Consider the following 14,780-nt stretch of genomic DNA (forward strand, 5'->3'; position numbering starts at 1 on the left):
TACCGGCTTCCTCCGATGTCAGAGATTGCCGTTAGCCTGACGCGACGCACTTGTATTTCGGGATGGGGGACGGTCGTTACGCATGGCCAGGGAATTCCAACGCGGCCACAAGGCCAAGATCAGTGACCTCACCGCGGGCACGGATCTGTACGTGGGTGTGCAGATCTCCGGCCCCGGGCTGAGCTTCGACATCAGCTGTTTCGGTCTGGACGCTGACGAACGACTGTCGGACGACCGGTACTTCGTCTTCTTCAATCAGCCGAAGACTCCGGAGGAGTCCATTCAGCTGCTGGGCGCACAGGCGGGTGACACGGAGTCGTTCCGGGTGACGCTGGAGCGGATTCCGGCAGGCATCCAGAGGCTGTCGTTCACGGCGACGATCGACGGTGCGGGGCAGATGGCGCAGGTCGCTCCCGGGTATCTGCGGATCGTGGCGGGCGGCGAGGAGGTCGCCCGGTACTCGTTCGACGGCGGTGAGTTCTCCACCGAGCGCGCCGTGATGCTGGGCGATCTCTACCTCAAGGACGTGTGGCGGTTCGCCGCCGTCGGACAGGGCTTCGACGGGGGCCTCGACGCGCTGCTGAAGAACTTCGGCGGTGAGGTCGCCGAGGAGGAGCCCGCCGCGCCCCAGCCGCAGGGCGGCGGCGTCCCCGGTTTCGCGCCGCCCGCCTCGCCCGCGCAGCCCGCACCCGCGTTCGCGCCGCCCGCCCAGCCGGCGCCCCTGGCCCAGGCGGCACCGCCCGCGTTCGGCGCGCCCGCGCCCGCACCCGTCCCGCAGCCCGCGCCCGGCCACCCCCCGGTGCACGCGGCACCGACCGTGGTCGCACCGCTCGGCGGCGCGGGCCCGGTGCCACCGCCGGCCCCCGCGCCCGCGCCGTACGGCCAGCCGGGTCAGCCCGGCGGTCCCGGCCCCGGTCAGCCGCCGTTCGGACAGGTGCCCGGCCAGACCGCGCCGCCTCCGCCCGGATACGGCCAGCCCACTGCCCCTCCGGGCTATGGCCAGCCGGGCGTGCCCACCGCGCCCCCCGGCTACGGCCAGCAGCCGGCCCCGACCGCGCCCCCCGGCTACGGACAGCCCCAGCCGGGCCCGTTTGCCGGACATCCGGGAGCACCAGCCGCCCCCGCACCCGCGCCCTACGGCCAGCCCCAAGGCGCCCCTCAGGGCACCCCGCAGGCGCCCGGTGTCGCAGCCGCCCTCCAGCTCTACAAAGAGGCGCCTGCCGGGCAGCGCTGGACCCAGCAGAACAAGAAGCTCGTACGCGTCGACCTGGGAGCCGGCGGGCAGCCTGTCCTCGCGCGCCAGGGCAGCATGGTGCTCTACCAGGGCAAGGTCGAGTTCAGCTACAAAGGCGCCGGGTTCGCGGGTCGCATCGCCGGCAATGCGACGGGGCAGGAGATGCAGCTGATGCGCTGCTCCGGCCACGGTCAGGTCTTCCTCGCCGAGGACGCCACCCATCTGCACCCGATCGAACTCCAGGGGGACGCGATCTGCGTCTCCGCGGACAGCGTGCTCGCCTTCGACGAGTCCCTCCAGTACGAGGTGCGGCGGATCGAGGGCCACGGCATCCCCGGCGGCGCCCTGTTCACCATGCAGTTCCAGGGCACCGGCACCCTCGTCGTGAAGACGCACGGGGTGCCCGTCGTCCTGCCCGTCACGCCGACCACGTTCGCCGACTGCCATGCCGTCGTCGCCTGGTCGGCGGCGTCCCAGGTGATCGTGTCCAGCCAGGTCCGGCTGCGCAGCAACGCCTTTGCGGGTGCGAGCGGGGAGAGCGTGAATCTCCAGTTCCGCGGCGCGCCCGGGAACTTCATCGTCGTCCAGCCGTACGAGGTCTGAGGGAGCCCGTCATGAACCAGCAACTCGCGGGCTTCGCCCCGACCCCGGTCGCCGCCCGCATGGAGAACCACGGCTCCCACATGCTCAAGGTGGCCATGCAGAGCGGACAGGATCTCCTCGCGCGCGTGGGCTCCATGGTCGCGTACGAGGGGTTCGTCCAGTACGAGCCCAACCCGCCGGCCGTCCGGCAGATCGCCCGCGAATGGGCCACCGGTGAGGGCGCACCCCTGATGAAGTGCAGCGGCGACGGACTGCTGTACCTCGCGGACTACGGCGCGGACGTCGTCGTCATCAACCTCGGCGGCGACGCGATCTCCGTGAACGGCACCAACCTGCTCGCCTTCGACGCGCACCTCCAGTGGGGCGTCGAGCGGGTCAAGGGGCTCGCCAAGTTCGCGGGACAGGGCCTGTGGAACATCAAGATCTCCGGTCAGGGCTGGGTCGCGCTGACCTCGCGCGGGACGCCGATCGTGGTCGACTGCGGCCGGGGCGAGGACGAGACGTACGTCGATCCGGACGCGCTGATCGCCTGGTCGCCGAATCTCAAGGTCAAGGGCAAGCGCAGCTTCAAGGCGGCCTCGCTCATCGGGCGGGGCAGCGGCGAGGCGTACCAGATGGGTTTCTCCGGCGAGGGCATCGTCGTCGTACAGCCCAGCGAGGACAGCACCGACCGTCTCCGGGCCCGGGGCTGAGGGGGAGCGAACACATCATGCAGAGCCCACTTTTCTCCTTCGCGGACAACCAGGTCCAGGAGCGCTACTCCATGCAGAACCCGCAGCTCCTGCGGGTCACCCTGGAGGGCCACGACGACGTCCTCGCGCGCAAGGGCGCGATGGTCGCCTACCAGGGGCTGATCGAGTTCGACGGTGAGATCCAGACGCATGGGGAGCGGCATGCCCGCGCGCACACCGGCGAGGGACTCGACCTCATGCGCTGCCACGGACAGGGCACGGTCTACTTCGCGAACCTCGCGCAGTACATCCATGTCGTGGACGTCGACCAGGACGGTCTGACCGTCGACAGCAGCTATGTCCTCGCCCTGGACTCGTCGCTGAACCACCAGGTCATCGCAGTCGACAGCCAGTACGGCATCTCCGGCTCCGGCAAGTACCAGCTCAGCATCACCGGGCGCGGCAAGGTCGCCCTGATGACGTCGGGCCAGCCGCTGATGATGCAGGTCACGCCCGACCGGTACGTCAATGCCGACGCGGACGCGATCGTCGCCTGGTCCAGCGGGCTGCGCGTCCAGATGCAGGCGCAGACCCACTCGTCGGGCGTGTGGCGGCGACGCGGCAACACGGGCGAGGGCTGGGAGCTGAGCTTCATGGGGCAGGGGTACGCCCTGGTGCAGCCCAGCGAGCTGCTGCCGCCGCAGAACGCGGTGATCGGGCAGGGGCTGCGCGCGCAGTACGGCATGGGCCAGCAGGGCGCCCACGGCCAGAACCAGGGCAACGCCTGGAACTAGGAACCAGGGCAACGCCTGGAACCAGGGCAGGGCCCGGGATTTCGACGGGCACGGTGTGCGCTCCGCGCGCGTACCGTGCCCGACCACCCGTCCCGTCCACCTCCGCCGCCCGAGCGCTACCACCCCGCCGCGGGCCGTGTCCCAGGTGTCACAGCCGCGCCCGGGTCGCCTCCAGCAGCCGTACGACCGTGGTGTCCGCGATCTCCGGCACCGCGTCGTAACCGAACCAGCGCAGGTCCAGTGACTCGTCGCTGATGGACTCGACGGCGCCCGAGGGGGCCAGCGCCGCGTACTCCACGTCCAGGTGCCAGCCGCACGGTGTCTCGTGCCGGTCCAGGCGCACGGGGCCGCCCCGCAGCAGCCGCAGCCCCGTGATCCCGGACTCCTCGGTGGCCTCGCGCAGGGCCGCGTCCGCGAGGGTCCTGTCGCCGGGCTCGCAGTGGCCGCCCATCTGGAGCCACATCCGCATCTTGCGGTGCAGCGTCAGCAGCACACGGTCGCGCTCCGGGTCGACGACCAGCGCGCTCGCCGTGACATGCCCCTCACCGCAGGACTTCCACATGCCGTCCGGGTGGGCCGACAGATGGTCCACATAGGCGTCGCGCAGCTCGCGCTGGTCGTCGTACTCCTTGAGGACGGCGACGGCGTCGTCATGAAGGCTCACTTGCCGTCGTCACCCTCGCCACGCGTGCCGCCCGTGCCGCCGTCCGAGTCCCCGGGCGTGTCCCCGCGCGGATCCCCCGGCTTCCCGCCGGACTCGCCGGACTCGTCGTCCTTGCTGAGCCGCGGCTTCCCCGCCGCGCCGCTCGCCGCCTCGCCGAGCATCTTGTCCAGCTCGGAGAAGTCGAGCTGCTCGCGGTGCACGAAGCCGTCCGGGTCGTCCAGGTCGGACGCCGTCGGCAGCATGTCCGGGTGGGCCCACAGACCGTCCCGGCCGTCGACACCGCGCGCGTCCGTGAGCGACGCCCACAGCCGCGAGGCGTCCCGCAGCCGGCGCGGACGCAGCTCCAGACCGATCAGCGTCGCGAACGTCTGCTCCGCGGGCCCGCCCGTCGCCCGGCGGCGCCGCAGGGTCTCCCGCAGCGCGTCGGCGGACGCCAGACGCGGCTTCGCCGCCTCGTGCACCACCGCGTCCACCCAGCCCTCCACGAGCGCCAGGGCGGTCTCCAGGCGCGCCAGAGCGGCCTTCTGCGCGGGAGTGTCCTCGGGCTGGAACATGCCCTGCTGGAGCGCGTCCTGCAGCTGCTCCGGGTTCGACGGGTCGAGCTGGCCGACGACGTCCTCCAGCTTCGACGTGTCGACCTTGATCCCGCGCGCGTACCCCTCGACCGCGCCGAACAGGTGTGAGCGCAGCCACGGCACATGCACGAAGAGCCGCTGGTGGGCGGCCTCGCGCAGCGCCAGATACAGCCGCACCTCGTCCCGCTGCACGCTCAGGTCCTTGCCGAACGCCTCGACATTGACGGGGAGCAGCGCCGCCTTCCCGGCCGGGCCCAGGGGCAGCCCGATGTCCGTGGAACCGACGACCTCGCCCGCGAGGACGCCGACGGCCTGACCGATCTGGGTGCCGAACATGGCGCCGCCCATCGACCGCATCATGCCGATCAGCGGGCCCGCCATGGCCTGCATCTCCTCGGGCAGCACCTCGCCCATCGCCGCGCCGACCCGCTCGGCGACCGGATCGACCAGCTCCTTCCACACCGGCAGCGTGGCCTCGACCCACTCCGCGCGCGACCACGCCACGGCCAAGCCGGAGCCCGACGGCAGCGACGTCACGCCGTCCAGCCACAGATCGGCCAGGCGCACCGCGTCCTCCACCGACTGGCGGTCCCCGGGGCCCACGCTCTCGTCCTTGGTGCCGTCGGACGTGCCCTGGGAGACCGTCTGGCGGGCGATCTGCTTGGCCATGTCCCAGTTCACCGGGCCGCCCTCGTACGAGAGCATCTGGCCCAGCTGCTGGAACGCGGCGCCCAGATCGTTCGGATTCATCGATCCGAACATCGCTGCGAACGGGTTGTCCCCGCCGCCCGCGCCTCCGGGCAGCCCGAAACCGAACGGATTGGCAGGTCCCTGACCACCACCGCTCTGGTCCTTCTTCTTGCCCTCGTCGCCGTCGTCCGGCTCCTCCGGCGGAAGGCCGAATCCGAATGGGGTGTCACTCACGGGATTCCTCGGCTTGTCGGGCCGCCGGTACTCTTCCGACGGCGGCTGCCCTGCGTCACCACCCAGCGTAGACACCACGAGCCCGTTAGGGCCTCGATGCTTCGCCGACTCCCGGCCTGCGGCAGGATGGATGCCACCTGGTACGTACGCGTTCTGCGCCGTACGTACTGAAGACAACCGCTGGAGACGCCCGGTGAGTTCCCCAGATCCACAGGTTCGCGCAGCGCGAAACCACGCAACCGGCCTTCCCTCGCGCGGGCCCGTCGTCGCGGTGACCGGCGCCGCGTCCGGAGTCGGCGCGCTGCTGGTCGAGCGGCTCGCGGCGAGCGAGGAGATCAAGCAGGTCGTCGCCATCGACGAGCGGCGCGGCGAGTGCGCCGCCGCCCAGTGGCACGTCCTGGACGTCCGCGACCCGGCCATCGCCGAGAAGCTGCGCGGCGCGGACGTCGTCGTGCATCTCGCGCTCGACCTCGACCTGGAGACCGACGCGGTCGCCCGCACCGCGTACAACGTGCGTGGCGCGCAGACCGTCCTCACCGCCGCTGCGGCGGCCGGCGTCCACCGGGTCGTCCTGTGCACGTCCGCGATGGTCTACGGCGCGCTCGCCGACAACGAGCTGCCGCTGTCCGAGGACGCCGAACTGCGGGCCACCGCCGAGGCCACCGGCGTCGGCGACCTGCTGGAGATCGAACGCCTCGCGCGCCGTGCGCCCCGCGCGCACCCCGGCCTCAACGTCACCGTCGTCCGCCCCGCCGTCCTCGTCGGCGGCACCGACACCGCGCTCACCCGCTACTTCGAGTCGCCCCGGCTGCTCGTCGTCGCCGGCTCCCGGCCCGCCTGGCAGTTCTGCCACGTCGAGGACCTGTGCAGCGCCCTGGAGTACGCCGTCCTGGAGAAGGTCGACGGGGAGCTGGCCGTCGGCTGCGACGGCTGGCTCGAACAGGAGGAGGTCGAGGAGCTGAGCGGCATCCGGCGGATGGAGATGCCGTCGGCCGTCGCCCTGGGCGCCGCCGCGCGCCTGCACCGGATCGGGCTCACACCGTCCCCGGCGGGCGACCTCGCGTACACGATGTACCCCTGGGTGGTCAGCGTGAGCCGGCTGCACGACGCCGGATGGCGCCCGCGGTGGACCAACGAGGAGGTCCTCGCGGAACTCCTCGAAGAGGTCGCAGGACGGCACACCGTCGCCGGTCGCCGCCTCGGCCGCAAGGACGCCACCGCCGCGGGCGCCGCGGGCGCGACCGTCGCACTGCTCGGCACGGCGGCCCTGGTACGGCGGGCCCGGAAGGCCCGGCGCCGGATCTGACGCCACCGTCGCCGGAGCCGGGCCCGTCGCGCCCGGGAGCCCGCCGAGCCCGCGCATGTAGGACGCTCCAAGCGGTACGCGCGCGTGCCGGGTGAAAGCCGTATTCCGCTGGGCGGACTCCGTGCGGCACGATGGGCCTATGGCAGGCACCCAGGACCACCCCGGTGAGCAGACGGCGCAGGACCCCGTTCGGCTGATCGCCGTACGCGAGAGTCCGCTCTCCCTCGACGAGGTGTTCCGCGTGGTCGGCGACCCGGCAGCAGGCGGAATCGCCCTGTTCGTCGGCACCGTGCGCAACCACGACGGCGGCAGTGACGTCGACGCGCTCGGCTACTCCTCGCACCCCTCGGCCGAGGCGGAGATGCGCCGCGTCGCCGAGAAGGTCGTCGCCGAATACCCCGTACGCGCGCTGGCGGCCGTCCACCGGGTCGGCGACCTGGCCGTGGGTGACCTCGCCGTGGTCGTCGCCGTGTCCTGCCCGCACCGCGCGGAAGCCTTCGCCGCGTGCCGCAAGCTCATCGACGACCTCAAGCACGAGGTGCCGATCTGGAAGCACCAGATGTTCTCCGACGGCACCGACGAATGGGTAGGCGCCTGCTGACCGGCCGACCGGGTCCCGCCCTCCGGTTGCGTAACCGCACCCCGCGCGTGAGCGTTGACAGCGCGAATGGTTAATCTGCTGATCAGTCAGTTGATGTCGCTCACCGGGTTGGGAGGTCGACATGGCGGCGCTCGCCTGGTTGCTGATCCCGCTGCTCGCCGCGCTCGGCGCGGGTCTCTGGGGCAGTTGGGCCACACGGAACCGCAGGACCGGGGACGGTCCCGAACTAGCGGGATACGAACGCTTCCGTGAGGCCATGGAGAAGCAGCAGTCCCACTCCGACGTGGCCTGACCGCGTCCCCGCGCGCGTGTACCGCACGGGCGCCCCGGGAGTGCGAGCACAGGCATGTCCCGTACTGTCGTTCCATGCCACGCCGCACCGCGACGATGCTCGCCTCCACACTGCTGCTGATCGCGCTGCTGTGCGCGGGAGTGTTCATCACCGTGCCCTACTCGGAGATGTCCCCGGGGCCGACCGTGAACACCCTCGGCGACCACGACGGCGAGCCGGTGCTCCAGATCTCCGGACACAAGACGTATCCGACGAGCGGTCACCTCAACATGACCACCGTCCGCGTCACCAGCGCGGACTACCGGATGAACATCGCCGAGGCCGTCTACGGCTGGCTCGCCCACGACAACATCGTGGTGCCGCACGAGACGCTCTACCCGAACGGGAAGACGGAACAGCAGTCCAACCAGGAGAACGCCGAGGAGTTCAGCCAGTCCCAGGAGAGCGCCAAGGTCGCCGCGCTCAAGGAGCTGGACATCCCCGTCAAGTCCTGGGTGATCGTCTCCACCGTCATCAAGGGCAGCCCCGCCCAGGGCAAGCTGCACGCCGGAGACATCATCAAAAGCGTCGACGGTACGGCCGTGAAGGACCCCACCGACGTCGCCAAGCTCGTGACCAAGCACAAGCCGGGCGAGAACGTCGTGTTCACCGTCGTCCCCGTGAAGGACGCCACCGCCGCCGAGAAGGCCGGCAAGGAGCCCACCCGGACCGAGGACATCACGATCACCACACAGAAGGCCGACGACGAGGACCGCGCCATCGTCGGCATCCAGGCCGGGACCGACCACACCTTCCCGTTCACCATCGACATCAAGCTCGCCGACGTGGGCGGACCGAGCGCCGGTCTCATGTTCGCGCTCGGCATCGTCGACAAGCTGAGCCCCGAGGACCTCACCGGCGGCAAGTTCGTCGCCGGCACCGGCACCATCGACGACGACGGCACGGTCGGCCCGATCGGCGGCATCGAGATGAAGACCGTCGGCGCGCGCGACAAGGGCGCCCAGTACTTCCTCACGCCCAAGGACAACTGCGCCGCCGCCGCACGCGACGTCCCCAAGGGCCTCACGCTCGTCAAGGTCGGCACCATCGCCGACGCGACCAACGCCCTCCAGGACATCCGCACCGGCAAGACGGACCAACTGCCCAAGTGCACCAAGAGCTGACAAACCGGTCAATTCCGGTTCGCGAACGCCCGTTCTGGCGCCTGCCCTAGTCGGCGAACGTCGCCGTCAGTGCCTCCGCGAGACCCGGCACCAGATCCGCCCCCGTGAGCACATCGGTCGCCGCGTCCTTCTCGCGCAGCCGCAGCGCCGACTCGCGGGCGCCGTCACGCAGTACCGCGACCGTCATCCGTACCTCCTGGCGGTCCGGGTGCTCCGCGACCCACTTCGCCAGCTGACGGTCGTCCAGACCGTCCGGAACGGACGCCTCCGCCGACGGCGGCAGCATCAGCCGCTCCACGGAGAGCGCACAGCCCGCCACGGAGTCGGGCCAGGCGATCGTGCCCAGGAACTCGTCCAGCGGGCTGCCCGCCGGAAGTTCCTCCTGCTCGATCGGGGTGAGGGCGCCGCCCGGCGCATCGTCGCCGAGGCCGAGCCGGTCCGCGAGACCGGGCTCCTGCGAGCGCAGCCGGACGGTGTCGACGAGCGCGAAGAGGCGGGCGGGCTGGTCCCACCCGAGCCCGGCGACGTACTCGTCGATCTCCAGCACGGCACGGGTCAGCGGGCCCGCCGCCACGGGCGTACCGGACGACGGCGTACCGGACGAAGACGACGGGGTGGACGACGGGGAGGGAGTTGCAGGGTTCGACATGGTCACAATCCTGCCTCGTTCACCCCCGGAATCGGGAACCGAGTAAAGCATCAGTAAGTTGCATAGGTGTGGCCCGGCGTTCGCGGGGCCCAGAGACCTACAGCGACTTCGAGGTGCGCACCTTGGCTTTCCAGATGCCGGACCGCGGCGGAGGCCCGACGGGGCCACGGATGAGAGTGGGCCGACCGTCCCGGCGTGTCCGCACCCTGCTCATGACCCTGGGCGTCCTGGCCGTACTGGCCATGGCGTTCGTCATGTTCGCGGGGTTCTGGACCGATTGGCTCTGGTATCGGTCGGTCAAGTACTCGTCCGTCTTCACGACGACTCTGTGGACCAAGGTCGGTCTGTTCTTCGTCTTCGGGCTGCTCATGGCGGTCGCCGTCGGCGTGAACGTCTGGCTGGCCCACCGGCTGCGCCCGCCCCTGAGCGCCATGTCGATGGAGCAGCAGAACCTCGACCGGTACCGCATGGGCGTCGCGCCCTACAAGAAGTGGATCCTGCTCGCCGTCACGGCGCTGGTCGGACTGATCGCGGGCGCCTCCGCGGCCGGCCAGTGGCGCACCTGGCTGATGTGGGTGAACGGCGTGCCCTTCGGCGAGAAGGACCCGCAGTTCGGCCTGGACGTCTCGTTCTACGCCTTCGATCTGCCCTGGTACCGCTTCCTGCTCGGCTTCGGCTTCGCCGCGGCGGTTCTCTCGCTGATCGCCGCCGCGCTCACGCACTACCTGTACGGCGGGCTGCGCATCACCAGCCCGGGGGCGCGCGCCACGGCCGCCGCCACCGGACATCTGTCGGTGCTGCTCGGCCTGTTCGTCGCCCTCAAGGCCGTCGCGTACTGGCTCGACCGGTACGGCCTGGCGGTGAAGTCCAGCGACTTCAAGGCGACGGGCAACTGGACGGGCCTGCGGTACGTCGACGCCAACGCGTATCTGCCCGCGAAGACGATCCTTTTCTGCATCGCGGTGATCTGCGCGGTGCTGTTCTTCGCCACGCTGTGGCGGCGAACCTGGCAGCTGCCCGTCATCGGCTTCGGCCTGATGGTGCTCTCGGCGATCCTGATCGGCGGTCTGTACCCGGCGATCGTCCAGAAGTTCCAGGTCCAGCCGAACGAGCAGGCCAAGGAAGCCCCGTACGTCGAGAAGAACCTCAAGGCCACACGCGAGGCGTACGGGATCGACTCGACGCAGGTCAGCGAGTACCCGGGCAAGAGCAGCACGGACGACAAGACCAAGCTGCGCGCGGACGCCGACGAGGCGGCGAGCATCCGCCTGATCGACCCGAACGTGGTCTCGCCGACGTTCCAGCAGCTCCAGCAGATGCGGAACTACTACGCCTTCCCGTCGAACCTGGACGTCGACCGCTACAAGGACCCGGTCACCGGCAAGCCCCAGGACACGGTCATCGGTCTGCGGGAGCTGAACCTCCAGGGCATCCCGAAGAACAACTGGATCAACGACCACTTCCGCTACACCCACGGGTACGGCGTGGTCGCGTCCAAGGGCACCGACGCCGACAGCCAGGGCGGTCCCGTCTTCACCGAGTCGGACCTGCCGTCCAAGGGCTCCCTCGGCTCCTACGAGCAGCGGATCTACTACGGCGAGAAGACCTCGCAGTACTCGATCGTCGGCGGCCCGCAGAAGGAGATCGACTACGCCGACGACAGCGGTGAGAAGACCACCAGCTACAAGGGCGACAGCGGCGTCAACCTCTCCAACCCGATCAACCGCGCCGCCTACGCGGTGGCGTTCAGCGAGCCGCAGATCCTCTACTCGGGAGCGATCGGCGAGGGTTCCCGGATCCTCTACAACCGCACACCCAAGGAGCGCGTCGAGGCCGTCGCCCCCTGGCTGACGATCGACGGCGACGCCTATCCGGCGGTCGTCAACGGCAAGATCCAGTGGATCGTCGACGCATACACCACCACCAACGGCTATCCGTACGCATCGCGGACGACGCTCGGCGACACCACCGCCGACTCGCTGACCGCGGCGAACAACCAGCGCGCGGTGGTGGCCCAGCAGAACCAGGTCAACTACATCCGCAACTCGGTGAAGGCGACCGTCGACGCGTACACCGGTGAGGTCAGCCTCTACCAGTGGGACACCAAGGACCCGGTCCTCAAGACCTGGATGAAGGCGTTCCCGGACACGGTGAAGCCGAAGGGTGAGATCTCCAAGGATCTGATGGACCACCTCCGGTACCCGCAGGACCTGTTCAAGGTCCAGCGCGAGCTGCTGACCCGCTACCACGTGAAGGACGCGCAGACGTTCCTCAGCGGCAGCGAGGTGTGGCAGGTCCCGGACGACCCGACGAACAAGTCGGGCAACGCGGTCCCGCCGTACTACCTCAGCATGCGGATGCCCGGAGACTCGGCGCAGGCGTTCTCTCTGACGACGACGTTCACACCGAACGGCCGTGACAACCTGAGCGCCTTCATGGCGGTCAACGCCGAAGCGGGAACCTCCGACTACGGCAAGATCGACATATTGAAGATGCCGTCCGCCGAGACCATCGACGGACCCAAACAGGTGCAGAGCAAGTTCAACTCCAACGAGACCATCGCCGAGAAGATCCGGCTGCTGCGTGGTGGTGACTCGGAAGTCGAGTACGGCAACCTGCTGACCGTGCCCCTCGACGGAGAGCTGCTCTACGCGGAACCCGTCTACGTACGCGGTGGTGGACTCAAGTACCCCTTGCTGCGCAAGGTGTTGGTCACCTACGCGGGCAAGACGGCCTTCGAGGACACGCTGGAGAAGGCGCTGAACGTGGTATTCGGGGCCGAGAAGGAGACTCCGGCGGTGCCACCGGGCGAGGGTGACACCGGGACGAACCCGCCACCGCCGCCGACCTCCGACAACCCGACCGTGCAAGAGGCGCTGGACGACGCCCAGAAGGCGTTCGACGACGGTCAGGCCGCCATGAAGAAGGGCGACTGGCAGGCGTACGGCGAGGCCCAGGACAAGCTCCAGGACGCCCTCAAGCGCGCGGAGGAGGCCCAGTCCAAGGCCAACTCCACCGACAAGAGCGGCGACAAGGCGGCGGACAAGAACGCGGACAGCGCGGACAACAACGCCGACAACAACGCCGACAACGCCGCGTACAAGAGTCCCGGCAGAGCCGTCGGCGAGGGCGGGGGCAGCGGCGGGGACAGCAGCGGTAGCGGCTGATCAGAGGCCCACCCCGCGTCGTGGTACGGTTGCCGAACAACGACGCGGGGTGGAGCAGCTCGGTAGCTCGCTGGGCTCATAACCCAGAGGTCGCAGGTTCAAATCCTGTCCCCGCTACCAAAAGACGAAGGCCCGGAAGCCAAGCTTCCGGGCCTTCGTCGTGTGCGAACAGTGCGCCGCACGGCCAGAGTTGGGAAATCTGTGTTTGACTTATCTCTCTGTGGGCATGTCGACAAAACGCTGAAGTGACCTCACTGGCTGCGGTATACCAGGTGTACCCAGGTTGCGGGTGGTGCGACGATGGACGTTATGGGGGACAAGGCAACTCTGTTGGAGACAGGGCGGTTTGTGCAGTCGGCCGACCGGGACGAAACCGGGACGGCCGCGGACGAAGTGCGCCACCGCGTCGCCGCCGAGGCGGGCGACGTCGAAGCGATGAGCGTGCTCGGGGCGATGCTGCTGCGCCGCGGTGATCTCGACGGAGCCGAGCCTCAGCTGCGCGCCGCCACCGCGTCCGGCGACCGCGCCGCCGCCAACAACCTCGGCGTCCTCCTCCACCAGCGCGGCTACGCGGACGAGGCGGCAGGCTGGTGGCGTATCGCCGCCGTCGCCGGTTCCGCCGCCGCCGCGCACGCCCTGGGCCGCCACCACCGCGAGCGCGGCGACGAGCCCGCCGCCGAGTACTGGCTGCGCCAGTCCGCCGAGCAGGGCCACGCCCTCGGCGCGTACGCCCTCGCCGACCTCCTGGAGCACCGCGGGGACGCGAGCGCGGCGCCGTGGATGCGCGCCGCCGCCGAGCGCGGCCACCGCGAGGCCGCGTACCGCCTTGCCCGCGCCCTCGACCACAAGGCCGACGCGGCGCGCGCCGACACGCGCGGTGACGACGACGGCACGGAGACCGCCGAGGAGGCCACGCAGTGGTACCGCCAGGCCGCCGCACGCGGCCACCGGCGGGCCGCGCTGCACCTCGGCGCGATCCTGGAGAAGCGCGGCGAGCTGAAGGAGGCCGGCCGCTGGTACCTCACGTCCGCCAAGGACGGCGAGGCGCGCGCCGCGTGCGCCCTCGGGTTCCTGCTGCGGGACGCCGGCGACCAGGAGAGCGCCGCCGTGTGGTGGCTCAGGGCCGCCCAGGAGGGCGACGGCAACGCCGCCAACGCCCTCGGCGCCCTGCACGCCGAGCGCGGCGAGACGCAGACCGCCGAGCGCTGGTACCGCGCCGCCATGGACGCGGGCGACGTCAACGGCGCGTACAACCTCGGGCTGCTCTGCGCCCAGCAGGGCCGCACCGCGCAGGCCGACCAGTGGTACCGGCGCGCCGCCTACGCGGGCCACCGCGAGGCCGCCAACGCGCTCGCCGTGCTGCTGCTCCAGGTCGGCGACGCGGCGGGCGCCGAGCCGTGGTTCTCCAAGGCCGCCGAATCCGGCAGCGTGGACGCCGCCTTCAACCTCGGCATCCTCTGCGCGAGCCGCGACGACCACCGTGGCGCGCTGCGGTGGTACGAGCGGGCCGCGGCGGCCGGGCACACCGAGGCCGCCCTCCAGGTCGGCATCGCGCGGCTGCGGGACGGCGAGGAGCAGGCCGCCGAGCGGCATCTGCGGTGCGCCGCCGGCGGGGGCAGCGCGGAGGCCGCGTACCGGCTCGCGACCGTGCTCGACGCGCGGCGCCCGCCCGCGCCCGCGCACGAGCTGGGGGAGCCCGCGACCGACAAGACCGAGTGCGAGGAGTGGTACGAGCGGGCCGCGCAGCAGGGGCACCGGCGTGCCCAGGTGCGCGTCGGCATGCTCGCCGCCGCGCGCGGGGACGTGGTCGAGGCCGCCGGGTGGTACCGGAAGGCGGCGGAGGCCGGCAGCCGGAACGGCGCGTTCAATCTTGGGCTGCTGCTGGCCCGGGAGGGGAGTGAGCCGGAGGCCGCGGTGTGGTGGAAGCGGGCCGCCGACGGGGGGCATGGGCGGGCCGGGCTGAGGCTGGCGCTGCTCTACGCGCGGCGGGGGGAGCTGGCCGAGGGGAAGCGGTGGGCCGATCTTGCCGTTTCGCTCGGGCCGGCCGAGGTTGCGGAGCGGGCCGCGAAGTTGCGGGATGCCTTGCGGGAGGAGCTGTCCGCCTGAGGTGTGCGGGGCCGGCTGTAGGTGGGCGGGT

12 protein-coding genes and 1 tRNA gene are annotated in these 14,780 nt (G+C 70.8%); 10 read left to right on the top strand and 3 right to left on the bottom strand.

Annotation, left to right across the window (positions count from 1 at the left end; translation table 11 throughout):
- The first annotated feature begins 82 nt into the window (after window positions 1-82).
- The 3 genes from ACIQNU_RS13260 to ACIQNU_RS13270 are packed head-to-tail and all read left to right on the top strand — an operon-like array spanning window position 83 to window position 3,302.
- Complete coding sequence (locus ACIQNU_RS13260) at window positions 83-1,837, top strand: TerD family protein (protein ID WP_401365270.1); 1,755 nt, start codon at window positions 83-85, stop codon at window positions 1,835-1,837.
- Window positions 1,838-1,848: 11 nt separating this feature from the next.
- On the top strand, window positions 1,849-2,529 hold the full coding sequence (locus tag ACIQNU_RS13265) for an AIM24 family protein (RefSeq protein ID WP_401365273.1): 681 nt from the start codon (window positions 1,849-1,851) through the stop codon (window positions 2,527-2,529).
- 17 nt (window positions 2,530-2,546) lie between these two features.
- Window positions 2,547-3,302: an AIM24 family protein gene (locus tag ACIQNU_RS13270; RefSeq protein ID WP_401365276.1), complete on the top strand. Its 756-nt coding sequence runs from the start codon at window positions 2,547-2,549 to the stop codon at window positions 3,300-3,302.
- A 148-nt stretch (window positions 3,303-3,450) separates the two neighbouring features.
- On the opposite strand, the gene ACIQNU_RS13275 is transcribed toward ACIQNU_RS13270, so the two are convergent.
- Both ACIQNU_RS13275 and ACIQNU_RS13280 read right to left on the bottom strand, forming a co-directional pair.
- Window positions 3,451-3,966, bottom strand: coding sequence for an NUDIX hydrolase (locus tag ACIQNU_RS13275; protein ID WP_401365279.1), 516 nt, complete (start codon window positions 3,964-3,966; stop codon window positions 3,451-3,453).
- A complete protein-coding gene (locus tag ACIQNU_RS13280; protein WP_401365282.1) occupies window positions 3,963-5,465 on the bottom strand; it encodes a zinc-dependent metalloprotease in 1,503 nt (500 codons plus the stop codon). Before ACIQNU_RS13280 ends, ACIQNU_RS13275 begins: the two co-directional genes overlap by 4 nt.
- Window positions 5,466-5,658: 193 nt before the next feature.
- Between ACIQNU_RS13280 and ACIQNU_RS13285 the strand changes: the two genes are divergently transcribed.
- From ACIQNU_RS13285 to ACIQNU_RS13300, 4 genes are all read left to right on the top strand, one after another.
- Window positions 5,659-6,771 carry an SDR family oxidoreductase gene (locus tag ACIQNU_RS13285; RefSeq protein ID WP_401365284.1) on the top strand — a complete coding sequence of 371 codons (1,113 nt, stop codon included), beginning with the start codon at window positions 5,659-5,661 and terminating at the stop codon, window positions 6,769-6,771.
- 139 nt (window positions 6,772-6,910) lie between these two features.
- Window positions 6,911-7,372, top strand: coding sequence for a molybdenum cofactor biosynthesis protein MoaE (locus ACIQNU_RS13290; protein ID WP_401365286.1), 462 nt, complete (start codon window positions 6,911-6,913; stop codon window positions 7,370-7,372).
- A gap of 121 nt (window positions 7,373-7,493) precedes the next feature.
- Window positions 7,494-7,664 (top strand): hypothetical protein, encoded by a 171-nt coding sequence (locus ACIQNU_RS13295; protein ID WP_401365289.1) that lies wholly within the window; start codon window positions 7,494-7,496, stop codon window positions 7,662-7,664.
- 74 nt (window positions 7,665-7,738) lie between these two features.
- On the top strand, window positions 7,739-8,827 hold the full coding sequence (locus ACIQNU_RS13300) for a PDZ domain-containing protein (RefSeq protein ID WP_401365292.1): 1,089 nt from the start codon (window positions 7,739-7,741) through the stop codon (window positions 8,825-8,827).
- Between the two features lie 46 nt (window positions 8,828-8,873).
- On the opposite strand, the gene ACIQNU_RS13305 is transcribed toward ACIQNU_RS13300, so the two are convergent.
- Entirely contained in the window at window positions 8,874-9,476 is a 603-nt protein-coding gene (locus ACIQNU_RS13305; RefSeq protein ID WP_401365295.1) for a PPA1309 family protein, read from the bottom strand.
- Between the two features lie 134 nt (window positions 9,477-9,610).
- On the opposite strand from ACIQNU_RS13305, the gene ACIQNU_RS13310 reads away from it, so the two are divergent.
- The 3 genes from ACIQNU_RS13310 (at window position 9,611) to ACIQNU_RS13320 (ending at window position 14,749) form a co-directional block, all read left to right on the top strand.
- Window positions 9,611-12,643, top strand: a complete 3,033-nt coding sequence (locus tag ACIQNU_RS13310) for a UPF0182 family protein (RefSeq protein WP_401365636.1) — start codon at window positions 9,611-9,613, stop codon at window positions 12,641-12,643.
- Window positions 12,644-12,686: 43 nt separating this feature from the next.
- A tRNA-Met gene (locus ACIQNU_RS13315) sits at window positions 12,687-12,763 on the top strand.
- Between the two features lie 180 nt (window positions 12,764-12,943).
- A complete protein-coding gene (locus ACIQNU_RS13320; RefSeq protein WP_401365298.1) occupies window positions 12,944-14,749 on the top strand; it encodes a sel1 repeat family protein in 1,806 nt (601 codons plus the stop codon).
- Window positions 14,750-14,780 lie beyond the last annotated feature (31 nt).

The organism is Streptomyces sp. NPDC091292, from assembly GCF_044757265.1.
Taxonomy (GTDB): domain Bacteria; phylum Actinomycetota; class Actinomycetes; order Streptomycetales; family Streptomycetaceae; genus Streptomyces.